Origin of the sequence: Paenibacillus sp. FSL R7-0652 (assembly GCF_038595045.1) — a bacterium.
Lineage (GTDB): Bacteria > Bacillota > Bacilli > Paenibacillales > Paenibacillaceae > Paenibacillus.
Genome location: NZ_CP152001.1, coordinates 2,517,840 through 2,531,421, shown reverse-complemented (window position 1 = coordinate 2,531,421; position 13,582 = coordinate 2,517,840). Strand labels below are relative to the sequence as shown.

Below are 13,582 nucleotides of genomic sequence, written 5' to 3'. Positions count from 1 at the left end.
AGCTGTTCCTATTCTTCCAAATGGAGAATACGAAAGCACCTCCCTTATCATGAAGCAGAACACCCGAAGCTGTACAGGACGCGACTGCTTGTTCAGCTATTCCGCGGTTTTGCCCGATGGGTTGCTGCAGCTTCAAGGGGGTTATCCGGCCAGTAATGCTTCGGATAACGTCCTTTCAGATCTTTTTTCACCTCGAAATATGTCTCTCGCCAGAAATTGGCCAAATCCCGCGTGACCTGAACAGGCCGGTGCGCCGGCGATAATAGATGCAGCGTGACCGGAACGCGCCCACCGCCAATGCGCGGAGTCTCCTGCTGTCCAAACATTTCCTGTAAACGAACAGCCAGGACGGGGGTCTCTGGATGACTGTAATCCACCGGAATGCGAGAACCACTTGGAACCTGAATATGAGTGGGTGCCTCCTCGTCCAGCTGCTGGCGCTGCATCCAGCTGATTCCGCCCAAGAGCACATCCTGCATCGACAGCTTTTTCAAGTCTGCTGCCGAACGCATGCCCGTCAGATAGGGTTCAAGCCGTTCAGCCAGTTCATCTGTGAGATGATCCTCAATCAGATCAGGCCATTCAGGCAGGTGCAGATGCAGAAAACGCATGCGGTCCGCAAGCTGCCGGGAAGATTTGGTCCAAGGCAGGCTGTCCAGCCCTTCCATTCGTATTCCTGATAGAAGGGCTTCCCGCACCTGATCTTCCGGCGGCTGCGCAATCGTACTTTCCTTAAGCACCAGCGCTCCGATTCGCTGCCGCTTGTGTGCCCGCACACTTTTGGTCGTGCGGTCCCAGGCGACCTGCACCTCTTCGTGCAGCAGATGCTGCGCGGCACGCAGCAGCGTTTCCTCCCGCAGCGGCGCAGCCAGCAGGATTCGCGCGTCAGCGCCCTGGTCGTCTGCCTCGGCTGCGACCAGATAAGCGGAACGGCTCAGCGACTCTGCCGCCGCGAGCCGAACACCCCGGCCGCTGCTCAGCAGATAGCGTCCATCCTCCCGGCGCTGCCCGATCCGATCCGGATAAGCAAAGGCCAGCAGCATGCCGCAGCTGTCCTCATCCGGCTGCACCGGATCGGGCGCCGGGCTGCCGAGCGCCGAGCGCAGCTGGCGGCTCTCCTGCAGCATGCGCCGCACGGCAGCGCCGTCTGCGCCTGCCGCTGGCGGCCTGGCGGCCGCCGCCTGCGGCCAGCGCATCTACGCGCGGGCGGAGATCCGTGCCCGCGCCGCCAGCACCTGCACTGCTGCCGCGGAGGCCTGCAGGCTCCTGCAGCAGTGCCGCCAGCGTGCTGGCGAAGCTGGCCAGCCCAAGCTCCGCCGCGCGGAGCAGCATGCTGGCCAGCCGCGGATGAACGCCAAGCGTGTTCATCCGCGGCCCAAAGGGCGTAATGCGGCCTGCGTCATCCAGGCCGCCCAGCTGGCGCAGCAGCGCCTGTGCCTGAGCGTAAGCCGCATCAGGCGGGATGTCCAGCCAGCGCAGCTCGGCAGGGGACTGGACACCCCAGGCGGCAAGCTCCAGCGCCAGCGGCGCGAGGTCCGCGGAGATGATCTCCGGACGCGCTGTTTCAGGCAGCGCCCCGTGAGCTTCCTCGCTCCACAGCCGGTAACACACACCCGGGGCCAGCCGCCCTGCACGTCCTCGCCGCTGATCAGCGGACGCCTTAGATACCGGCAGCGTAACCAGCCGGCTCATGCCCGTCCTTGGCGAGAAAGACGACGCCCGGCTCAGCCCGGCATCCACTACAACTTTCACACCCGGAAGGGTCAGACTCGACTCCGCAATGGAAGTGGACAGCACGACCTTGCGCCAGCCATCGGCAGCTGGACGAATCGCTTCATCCTGCTTCTCTGCGGGCATGCTTCCGTACAGCGTATGTATATTCACCTTTTCAGGAAGTATGGACTGTATCAGCTCTCGTTCAGTGCGGTGAATCTCTCGCGCCCCGGGAAGAAACACCAGAATATCTCCCTGTTCCTCATCCAAAGCACGAATGATCGTACGGGCAGTCCAGCTCTCCAGTTCGGCCGCGGCAGGTTTAGGTACATATCGGGTCTCCACCGGAAATGTGCGCCCGGCACAGTTCACGACGCGTGTATTTTCACCGAGCAGCGCAGAGACCGGAGCCGCGTCCAGCGTAGCTGACATGACAAGAAGCTTCAAATCCGGACGCAGCATCTCCCTGGATTCCAATGCCAGTGCCAGCCCCAGATCACCATGCAGATGACGTTCATGGAATTCATCAAAGATAATCATGGCTGTATCTTCAAGTCCCTGGTCCTGCTGCAGCATCCGGGTCAGCACACCCTCGGTGACCACTTCAATGCGTGTAGCCGGACTTACCCGGGTATCCATCCGGACCCGGTATCCGATCGTCTCTCCTGCTTTTTCTCCCAATGATGCAGCCATTCTCGATGCTGCGGAACGGGCTGCAAGTCTGCGCGGCTCCAGCATAATAATCTTTTTCCCATCAAGCCACGGCTCCTCCAGCATCGCCAGCGGTACAACCGTTGTCTTACCGGCTCCCGGCTCAGCAATCAGGATACCTGCATCCTGATCGCGAAACAACTGCCGTATTTCCGGAATCATCGCTTTTATCGGTAAATCATTGTACATATCATCGCTCCTATAACAAAGACTTCCGCATTCTTTCTCCAGCAGATATCCATGAAACCCCTAGATTCTGTATTCGAACGTTAGCATTATAACAAAAAAAGCCGTCCCGAAGGAACGACTATACGGCATCCATAGTTTTTTAATTGAGCGCGGTTCATCTTCATGCACGCGTCAAACCTTTATCGAGTTCTGTCTTATACGGTCTGCTGCTGTCTTTCATTTCAGATCAGCTCAATAGAGACTCTGCACCATCAATAACGATTTCTGCACCGGTAATGTGTCGCGATGCTCCAGAAGCGAGGAAGCTGACGAGGTCGGCAACATGTTCCGGTTGTCCAGGTCCGTCCGCAAGCGGCTGCTGACCTTCCGGGAATTCCATCGGAATGATAATGTCCTGAAGATCGTCGGTCTTGATCGTGCTTTGATCAATATTGGTTGCAATCGCACCCGGACAGATCACGTTGACTCTAATCTTGAACTTCGCCAGCTCCAGAGCGGCCATCTTGGCAAAAGCAACCTGTCCGGCTTTCGATGTACTATATGCCGACATACCGAAACTGGAGAAGCGCTGATTACCATTAATGGAGCTGGTAATGATGATACTGCCTCCACCGCGCTTTTTCAGATGCGGCAGTGCATACTTCACTGTAAAAAACGTACCGTCAAGGTTCGTTGTTATAATCTGCTGCCAGTCCTGCACCTGGATTTCCTCAATCGGCGCAGACACTCCGTTAATGCCCGCATTGGCAAACACGATATCCAGTCCACCGAACAATTCCACCGTTTCCAGTACAGCCTTCTCTACCCTTGCAGGATCGGATATATCTACATCGAATGCTCGGGCAGCCCCTTCATGTTTCGCATTAATCTCCGCTTCCGTTTGTGAAATTCGATCATTTACCAGATCAAACAGCGCAACATGCGCTCCTTCGTTCGCCAGCTTGAGGGCAGTCGCTTTACCGATTCCGGAACCTGCTCCTGTAATGATGGCCACCTTGCCTTGAAACTGTGGTTTGCTGCTGTGTTGTGTCATCGCCCATTCACTCCTTCGATTTGGAAATTATGTAGGAAGATTCGATCCAACTTGAAGTTCAATCAATTCTTCACAAGATTACCCAAAACGAGCGGCTTTTAAATCAACACCCGCAACTTTTTTCATTTTCTGGACCATTCTGGACGAAGGCCCAACGGAATGGACATTTTTCTCCAATGGTCCGATTTTACCATTCCAGCTCAATGAAAGCGGCATCATCCTCAAGCCCCCCTGTATGAGCGGCATCCAGCAGCACTTGTATGTGCTCATCTGGTATATACGTACCTATGGCATCCAGATCATTCAGTCCATCCGTATACAATTGAAGGCGAAAAGAATCACTGGCCGAACCTTTCATTTCAAAAACATGCGGTTTGCCGCCTACAGGACCTTCACGTGTAGACCAGCGTTCATTGGTTCTGCAATTTTGCTGAAAGCGCTCCGACTGCTCCTGACCGCTGCGCCAAAACCGGATCCGGGAATCCCCCTGCCAAGCCAGCCACATCCGGCTCTTACGTCCTCCGGAAGTAAGCTCAACGCGGCCGCATACATACATGGCTTGACTGCCCCGATTTCGCTTCTCCATCAGCACTTCGCGGAGCAAAAGGGGAGCATTATCCAAGGGCTGAAACTTATCCAGCTGTTCGGATGCAGTCCCCGTTAACTCATGAAGAAATTGTTCAACACCTTCAGCTGTTAAGGTTGAGGTCGTTTCAAGCCATTCCAGCAAGGAACTGCCGAGAAAGCGCGCAGCAAAGTCACCCAGATAACTCATACCGACTCCATCGCACAATACAAAATGACATACGTTGCCCTGCATGCGAATGGCAACGAAGTCTTGTCCTGCATCGCCTTGAGTCACTGATTCCGCTGCACGCCCATAGCCGTACCTGCATTTCAATTTCCCCTGATATCGAGTCAGCGGCTGTTCTCCAGTCTGCACGCTTACATAGCGAAAATTGTCATGCCGCTGTTTCGCATGACCTCCCCGATCACTGGCAGACAATGTCGCCATACGCATCGCTCGCATGATTCCCCTCCTATCTAACAGGTGTCGCGGCAGACATCTGGAATCCGATGGATACCAGTTCTGCACAGGTGCCAGGCAGCATCATGAGCGCACCAGGTGCAAGCAAATAATCCGCCTCCACCAACATCTCCCGATAGCTCTCAGGCAGCACAGATGACATATTACGCAGCTTCTCTCCATGCTCATCCTGCAGGTTGGTTTCTGGAGAGATGCCCTTCCATCGTCTAGGTTCTGTTATCGGCCCTTCCAGCAGATGATCACTAATAAATATATTTTCAACCAAAACGTTGCCGTCAGGCACACTCATGCCCATAATACGCTTAGCTATAGGCTCCGGGTCCTCTCCGGTTGCTACTCCATCGGTCATATGACATACAAGCGGAGCAGGACAGTCCTGCATATTCGGAATTTCCGCCTGCAAAATTTTTTCGGCCTGCAAAAACGCTTTTGCCGAATCTGAAAAACGTCTTGGTGTCAGATCAGGAAGCGAGCCTACAGCAGCGATTTCATCGATTCCTTTAATTCCGTTTAATACGTCATATACATCGTCACTGTATGCCAGAATGGCAATACGGTAACGCGGCGTCAGCCGATTTCCTTTCGTTGAACGAAACACCATCTGGCGAATCGCCAACGATAAAGCATCATAAACGATGTCAATTCGGCGGCGATTGTCCAAAACCATATTCATGGAAGCGCTGATATCAATTAAATAAATAATAAGTGCAGGTGTCCGCTGTGATGCTTGAATTGTGTAGTTCATCTAGAGTGTGTCACCTCTATTATTCATTATTAAGTTACAGATCGGGCAGAGAATACTTTGAATTGCCCAAAAATTTGTTAATTGCACTCATACGTGCTGCCACTTTCCCTACGCCTTTGAAGTACGAGGCATCGGTATTGTAGAGACTTTTGAAGTCTCGGGCATACGAAAGAGCATTATCCGTTTTTCTTCCTTTTTGTGCGTTGTACGCCTTGTTATAATGTGCGATCAATGTTACTACATTCTGCGCACGCTTTTTCTTGAGAGCTTCCTTCTGCGCCAGCTCCTGTTTACGTTTGGCTTCCGCCGCAGCTTTTTCTCTTGCAATCTTGGCGTCATTTTCTTTCTTCCAGGCTACGTAAGCTTCATATTTTGCCTGCTGGTCATATTTTGCCTGCAGCGCTTTTCGAGCTGCTTCTTTTTTCTGCTGTTCCTGTTTTGCCAGAAAAGCTTCATATTTTGCCTGCTTCTCATACTTGGCCTGCAGTGCTTTTCGCTCTTCTTCCTTTTTCTTTGCTTCCGCTTCCTTTTTCTTGGCTTCAGCGAGTTTTTTCTTCTCCTCCGCCTTAAGCTTTGCCGCTTCTGCCGCTTTTTGCTTTTCAGCTTCTTCCTGCTTGAGTTTGGCTGCTGCCGCATCCTCAGCAGCTTTAGCCTGAGCCAGGCGAGCTTCTTCCTGCTGTTTAACCTCCGCCTGATCAGCCAAAATCTTGACTGTAGGCACGCCGCCGGCAAGCAGCACAATAAGTACAGCCGAGGAAATCATAAACTTTTTGGAACGGTAAAATGGAACGGGCACCGGCTCTGTACTTTCTGTTTTGGCATTCATTTTGGCATCGAGTTCCTTGATTGCCGCCTCTACTTCCATCTGCATCGCACTGTTATTAGGAATGAAGTGATACAGAGAACGGTAGACCTCCAGTGCAGCAGCAGGTTTGTCTTCATCCTCAAGCGCTCTTGCCTGTAAAAACAAACGGTTCACAACGGCTTCCTGATCCGGGGCCTGCTTTGTACCCGATGTGCTGCCTGTGTCCGTATTTCCCTTTATGTCTGCATGTGCAGCGGCACTTTCTGTCACTGCACCCGGCTCGGATTCTGACGAAGCTGACGCATCCTCTTCCGGTTCAGCCTGGGCAGCCAGATAGGCTTCAGCCAGTCCAGTATCTGCAGCGGCCAGGGCAATGTACCATTCGCCAAAGGTTGGACAGCTGCTCAGATCATGACTTTCCCAAGCACGGATGAACAGATCCGATAATTTGGAACCCCATCGTTTTTCCAGAGAACTCCGCATGGCAAAATAACGCTCGCTCGCGGTCTGCATCTCATGCTGATCAAAATAGCTTTCACCCCAGGCTTTTTCTACAATGACGGGGTCCGACCAGCATAACATCTCTGCGATAATAACAGCCCCGGCAAAACGATCTGCATAAGAACTCCACAGGCCGCTGTGCACCGTTCGATGGGCAGCATATCCAGGCGAACCGGCAAGGAGTGCATCCGGCCGATCCATTTTCGAGCCGTACATCTGCTCCACATCTACCAGCTCAACCGCTGAAGTCTGGGCCGAGTTCTGCACTTCGGAAAAAAACGGAATCATTACATTGGGCGCGGACATATCACAATGTGCCAGTCCACGCTGCTCCATTGCAGAACCTGTACCGGCAAGTGCTCTGGCCAGCTTCAGACTTTCCTCCGCTGTCAGCTGCTTTTGATCACTGATTACATCGAACCAGGTTAGACCCTGTACCCATGGCATCAGTACCGCATATAACAGATCAGGATGTTCTCCAATTAGCGCTCCGTTTCTTTCCGGAGTGAGCACTTCACGCTTGCATACCTGAAGACCTGGAAGTTCACTATATGGCTCCATATGCTCAGATTGATACACCATCGCCGGGATACGGAATTTTGGAAAGAATACCTTTAGTGCTTTTGCCCCATGAACGGAGCCGTCGCGGGGTATTAATTGATACACAATCCCCTGCCTTCCGGCTTGGGCATAAGCAAGACCGGGCGCAGCCGGATGCTGACCAATTGTATAGGCCGTATCATTAATCACCACTTCATCCCCGGGATTCGGTTGAAAAGACATGCTCATCCCTCTCTCTGTCTTTGTGTCATAGTTGCAGCAAAAACCGGGTGTTAATACACCCGGTTTTTACTGTAATTGTGCAATCTTCAGCTTGCTGCCCGCATATATTCAGGGCGATCCCAAACATCCTATCGTCCTGAGCTATGTAAAGCAGATTAACGAGCTTGGTCTGCTGTGCGGAATTTATTCGCGATTGCTGAAAGTTCCACGCTAATGCTGTTCAGCGTTTGAACGAATGATTGCATTTGTTTGCTTGCTTCCTGGAACTCTTGGAAGAAACGCTGCTTCGTCATACCTTCCCATTGCCCTTCCATGCTTGTGATGGATTGTGTCAATGTAGATACGATTTGCTGACTTTGCTCTCCGCTTTGCTTGAACTGATTGGATACCTGATCGAGTTGTTCTGGGGTAACTAAAATACGTCCTGCCATTGTTAAATTCCTCCTTGATGTGTGCAATTGTTTTGGTTTGTTCAAATTGTACTATACAAGGATCAATCGGACAAAAGCCGAAGGACCTAATCCTATTTACCCCATTTTCAGCCATTGAAACTTCAACTAACAGACTATTTACAAATGATTTCACGTTCAGCTGTACTATCTGTAACTGGCACTTTTATGAAACTACAGGTTCAGTTCCTCTTCTATCCCGAAACGAGGGGTCTCTGAATCTCCAAGCCACAGGTTCAGGCTGCATAGCCTGAATGAGTGTAGCCGGAGAACCACCTGGCGGAGCAGTATCCTGTATCCGGTAAACAGCTGCCATAGCGGAAAGGGGGTCGGATACCACGGCTGCATCAGCCGCATGTGTAGGAAGAATCTCGTCCCCACGGCTGCTCTGAAGAACATTCAGCATATTGACCGCATTACCATAGGCCGCATTAACATGACTCAGCACGGAACGGTATTCCATATCTGCCTGTTGGAATAACAATGCCTTGCGACCCAGCTGTACACTTAAGTCCATCAAACGGCGAAGAGCTTCTTCACCCAGCCGTTTGCTGCGATTCCATTCGCTCATCACCGCTGCACGGGACTCCACTTCCCAATCCAGCGAATGAATCGCCTGATCCAACACTGTCATTTTTTGCTGTATTTGCTCCGCTGCATACTGAATCTGCCTGCTCAGTGCCCGAAGCACATCCGGTTCCACACGAATGCGCATTTACCATCACCTTTCCTCTTCCCCTGCAGGCTGTTTAAGCCAGTCCAGCAGCATTTCGTGAAACTGTTCTTTTGTTGTCAGCGCTGCAACAAGCCAGTCATCTGAAGCCTTTGTACTCATTCGGAATAACCAGTTTGAGGCTGCACTAGCGGTAAATGCCGCCGATTGTGACTGCCACCCTTCCTGCCCCCATACGAGTAATCTGAGCTCTCCATCCGATTGTTTGCTTACAAGGCAGCGTGCTAATGCGAGTGAGCCCTCAGGATCATTGGTTTCCTGTGAGAGCTCGTCGGCCACGGCCTGTACTTCACAGTCTTCCAGTCCATTCATGACATCATAAAACTTTTTCTTGGAACACATCAGTGCCGGTTTTTCCACCGGAGAATGCCCGCTCCACTTCATCCGCTCAATCAGGATATCAATGGCTTCACGAACATTCCCCAGATCACTTAAACGGAATGAATCAGGAACATCTGCAGTGCGGGTTACTTCAACAACCCGTTCATCCGTGCAGTGTATATAACTTTCATACGACTTGCCGCTAATCGTATAGCGGAGCCAGCATGCTCTGTCGGATAATCCGGCAATGGCTACTCTGGAAAAAACGGTTGGTGTCATGATCAGCTCATTGGTATCTTGATCCTGAATCAAGTAGCCCTTTTCCAGCAATGTGGTCTTAACGCACTCCCACTCCATAGCGATATCTTCAGCCATATAACCACGGAAGGGGTCTTCTACGCCGAGCAGCCGATCCGAACCTAGAATACCGGCAAGGAAAAATAGTTCCTTTTTCTGCAGCGTGACCACCTTTTGCTTAGAATCATGAACCGTCAACATTATGAGCCACCTCCCCTCAAACTACAACATGCCATCGGTCACGAATTTCTGAAATCCAATTATTCATTTTCCAGGTGCTATCGCATGGAACTGCACCTTTAACCCTGGAATATTTGCGTTTTATATAATAACCCTGACCCGGTGGCAGTACCTTAAGCCCACCTGCGGTGCCTCCAGATTCCGAATAAGGTATACGGAAGAACGAGAGATCGTTAGGGTCCAAAGTCCCGAGCAGCAATCCGCTCTGGGAAGCTTTCACGTCACTTACCCAATCGGAACCAAACGTTGGAAAGTCTGCAGGCACACCGGAGATAATAACATGAATCCCCCGGTCTCTCCCCTGGCGAACAATAACACCAAGTTGGTCTTTCACATTAAAATCAGTAAGCTGCTTGGACAGCGTGTCCGCATCATCAATGGCAAGCACGATTTCCGGTCCTCCCGTAATCTCGGCACGTTTCAGAACTTCATCGTACAACTCCTGAACGACAGACGCAAGCTGATCTTCACGGGATACATGTCCGCGGACATGGGGCAAACTGCTGATTTCACCCAAACCGCCTGAGCCGTATCTCATATCTACCGTGTATATTTGCACATCTTCTGGCGAAGCATGATAAGCCAGAGAAAGCATCCAGGTTTGCAGGAAGGTCGTTTTTCCACCTTCCATTGGACTTGTCACCATAAAATGCGGTCCTTCGCGCAGATTAAGCTCAAACGGTTCCAGATCATCGGTAAGCAGCCCCACAGGCACGCTGACCGTCGATGTTTCCCATGCTTTACCAAAGGAACCTGTTCGAACAAGCAGATCTTTAAGGCTGATTTCTTCCGGAAGTGGTGCAATCTGCGGTGCTTCCTCGCCAGTCCATTCTTGACGAATGGCTGCAATAGTCCGCCGAAGTGCGGAAGAGCGTTCTCCTTCATCCGCTCCGGAGGACGGCAGCGCAGCCTGGAACATCAGCGGAGGCACCTGGCCTTTCACCAAACCTCTGCCAGGCGGAAGCTGGCTTGGAGACTTGGAAGGGCGGCCTACAGCATAATAATAATCACTCGGGTCAGACAGTTCAAATGAGACTGCATTCGGAATGTTGCTTCTGAATTTCTCAAATACATCCGTTACGCGGTTGGCGGTGAGCACAAAGGTAATACCTAAACTTCCGCCTTCACGCAAAATAGTCTCCAGCGATTCATTCTCATCAGGATAAGCATTACGAAATGATAAATAACCGTCAATAATGACAATAATCTGTGGAACAGCGGCATGAGCAGTCCGGCGATATGCCGAGATCGTTTTAACCCCTGCCTCCGATATCAAATCTTTGCGCTGCGCTGAAATTTTGAGAATATAGCGGAACAACCGTTTGACCCGGTCTTCCTCCTCAGCCATCATCACACCGCCGATTTGCGGCAGTCCTGCAAAATCTTTCATCATTCGGCCCATATCAATAATGTATCCGTTCCATGGCTCCGTGCGCTCACTACATGCAAGTGACATCAAGAGCGTCTGAACAAAGGTTGTTTTACCAAGCCCAGGCATACCATATACTACGAGATGCCCTTGATCCATAGGCAGTGCCAACGGCAGCTGACGCTGATTTGGCAGATCATCCAGCATACCTACCAGAGGTTTGAGTCCGGCAGCGCCGCCATCAATCAGGTTCTCTTTTTTCCCTTCCTGCTTCCAGTCCTGAAGACTTTCCAGTTCAAGCGTTTCTGGCAGTGGAGGCAGCCAAGGGCCGGGTAAACGCTCGATTCCTGCTTCTGCAGCAGCCTTTGCCACATAATCAATAAACACCTGCAGCTGCTTCGGTACGTCCTCTCCTTTGAGAACAGCTCTTCGTTCTCCTGTCAGCAGCGGCTCACGCTTGCCGTTCAGGCGAACCTCCATCACAGGCAGCACCGTCGTGGTATCCTCCTGCTGGTTATAAGGTGCACCGCTCCAGGCAAACTGCATTTCTTCAAACACTTCGTCGCTGCCGACCTGAAAATAACCTCGCCCAGGCTTGGTAATCCAGGCTGCATTCGGAATTTTAATCATATCTCTGCTGTCTCCCTCGCTCTGTACACGAAGACAGATTCGGAAACGCGAGTTACTCCATATTTTATCATCCACAACGCCGGCAGGCTTTTGGGTTGCCAGGATAAGGTGAACTCCCAGCGTACGACCAATCGCTGCTATACTGATGAGTTCGTCCATGAATTCCGGCTGGTCCCGTTTCAGTTGAGCAAACTCATCGATGATAATAACGAGATGCGGCAGCGGCTGCTCATGTCTCGAACGCAGAATTTTATAATACTCATCGATATGCTGCAGATTCCCTGCATCATTCAAAATTTTCTGTCTTCTGACCAGTTCAGCCCGAAGCGAAATATTCGCCCGTTCAATCAGGTTGCCATCGAGATTCGTAATGGTACCTACAACATGCGGAAGATCAACAAAGGTATTCGACATGCCGCCGCCCTTGTAATCGATCAGCATGAAGGCCAGATCATGTGGATGGAACTCGGCCGCCAGTGAAGCAACGATCGACTGAATAACCTCACTTTTACCTGAACCGGTTGTACCTGCAATCAAGCCATGCGGACCATGGCCCTGTCGTTCGATTTTGTCGTGCAGATTTATCGCAATTTTTTTACCGCCCGCTCTTACACCCATAGGTACCGGAAGTGTATCCGGGTATCTGGTCTGCCCCCAGCGGGAGACCACATCCAGATCTTCCACACGTGAAGTGCTGAGCATATCAAATAACGGGAGTACTTGCGGAATTTCCGATGCAGATGAACGCTTTAGACGAATCGGTGACATGTAGCGGGACAAAGCTTCCGCTGTCTCTTTGGAAATGACATCCGGTTTATATGCCTGCTGGATAACATCCGCATCTTCCGTTTTTTTGAAGTACACCCCTTTACCCTTGGAGGCCTCCATAATTAACTGACAATGCATAGGCAGTGATTGTTTACGATTAGCCAGCACAATCGTGCATACATCAATTTCTTGTGCGGCTTCCAGCAGCAGTGGAAGTAACGGTTCTTCTTCAATCAGCTGCGTATCCGACAGAATCACAACATAACAAGGGGTTTGTACCGCTTTTTTGTAGCGATCTTCCTTATTGTTGCGGCGTCGGTTCAACACGGAAAACAAGCTGTCCGCCAATTGATGCGCACTGCTGTGCCTGTCAGCCATGAATCGCTGTCCCTGATCCTCATCCCAGATGTGAGGCAGCCAGCGGAGCCACTCCCACTCCTTGTTATCTCTCTCTTCATAAAATGCAGCCAGTTTCAACTCATCCGGAGAGTGCCTAACCGCAAGCTGTGAGACGATAACCCGAAGTGACGCCATCACTTCTTCCCGATCACCGACAAGCCCCATCACCTTGGATTCAAATAAAGGCAGGGTTATTGAGGCATCCGGCACGGTCTGAAACTCAGCGGCGAGTCCATGAGCTGCCTCAATTAATTCATCTTTTTCATAACCATCGATGCGCGGAACCTGAAGTTTGATCCGAAACGGAACCTCTCCTGTCCCGATGCGCACCTGCAGAAAATCGTCATCTTCCGGGGATCGCTCCCAGAGGGAACTGTTTCGATTTTTCACAATCTGCAGGCATACCGATGGCTCACCATGAATCTCATACAAGCTTTTCACCTGCTCGGCCTGCGCTTCCTTCAGCTCTTCACGATGTTTATCCAGCTGCGCTAGATACATCGCTTTACGTTCTTCAATCTTTTTGCGATAGGTTTTTTTGTTGCTGAGGTATACAAAGAACGGAATCGTATACGAGGTAAGCATCATCATGACCGTCATCATCTGAAACATCATATAACTGCTGTTGTTCATTTTGCCGGTCATGTTGATATATACGTAAAAACCGATGCTGACCATCGTCATCATAACGGGGACAACGATTGAAATCATAGAAAATGTAGGTTTGTTCGGTTCAGAAGGCGGCCTGAGAATTTCGAGGCTCTCTTCCTTCAGAACCGGTGTCATTCTTGGAGAACGCTGATATAACACATTCACGAAGAAAAGACCTCCTTTAGTCGTTCGATTAA

The 13,582-nt window shown here is 51.1% G+C and carries 8 protein-coding genes and 1 pseudogene; all 9 read right to left on the bottom strand.

What is annotated here, in order from left to right; genetic code table 11:
• Positions 1 to 92: 92 nt before the first annotated feature.
• Positions 93 to 2,613, bottom strand: a pseudogene (hrpB, locus tag MKY97_RS11590) (ATP-dependent helicase HrpB).
• Positions 2,614 to 2,839: 226 nt separating this feature from the next.
• Positions 2,840 to 3,646, bottom strand: a complete 807-nt coding sequence (locus MKY97_RS11585; RefSeq protein ID WP_342555565.1) for an SDR family NAD(P)-dependent oxidoreductase — start codon at positions 3,644 to 3,646, stop codon at positions 2,840 to 2,842.
• Between the two features lie 187 nt (positions 3,647 to 3,833).
• Positions 3,834 to 4,676, bottom strand: a complete 843-nt coding sequence (locus MKY97_RS11580; RefSeq protein WP_342555564.1) for a hypothetical protein — start codon at positions 4,674 to 4,676, stop codon at positions 3,834 to 3,836.
• Between the two features lie 10 nt (positions 4,677 to 4,686).
• A complete protein-coding gene (locus MKY97_RS11575; protein WP_342555563.1) occupies positions 4,687 to 5,439 on the bottom strand; it encodes a vWA domain-containing protein in 753 nt (250 codons plus the stop codon).
• A gap of 34 nt (positions 5,440 to 5,473) precedes the next feature.
• Complete coding sequence (locus MKY97_RS11570; protein WP_342555562.1) at positions 5,474 to 7,528, bottom strand: hypothetical protein; 2,055 nt, start codon at positions 7,526 to 7,528, stop codon at positions 5,474 to 5,476.
• A 155-nt stretch (positions 7,529 to 7,683) separates the two neighbouring features.
• Complete coding sequence (locus MKY97_RS11565; protein ID WP_342555561.1) at positions 7,684 to 7,959, bottom strand: WXG100 family type VII secretion target; 276 nt, start codon at positions 7,957 to 7,959, stop codon at positions 7,684 to 7,686.
• A 184-nt stretch (positions 7,960 to 8,143) separates the two neighbouring features.
• On the bottom strand, positions 8,144 to 8,692 hold the full coding sequence (locus tag MKY97_RS11560) for a WXG100 family type VII secretion target (protein ID WP_342555560.1): 549 nt from the start codon (positions 8,690 to 8,692) through the stop codon (positions 8,144 to 8,146).
• 6 nt (positions 8,693 to 8,698) lie between these two features.
• Entirely contained in the window at positions 8,699 to 9,529 is an 831-nt protein-coding gene (locus MKY97_RS11555; RefSeq protein WP_342555559.1) for a hypothetical protein, read from the bottom strand.
• 16 nt (positions 9,530 to 9,545) lie between these two features.
• A complete protein-coding gene (gene essC / locus MKY97_RS11550) occupies positions 9,546 to 13,550 on the bottom strand; it encodes a type VII secretion protein EssC (protein WP_342555558.1) in 4,005 nt (1,334 codons plus the stop codon).
• Positions 13,551 to 13,582: the final 32 nt, after the last annotated feature.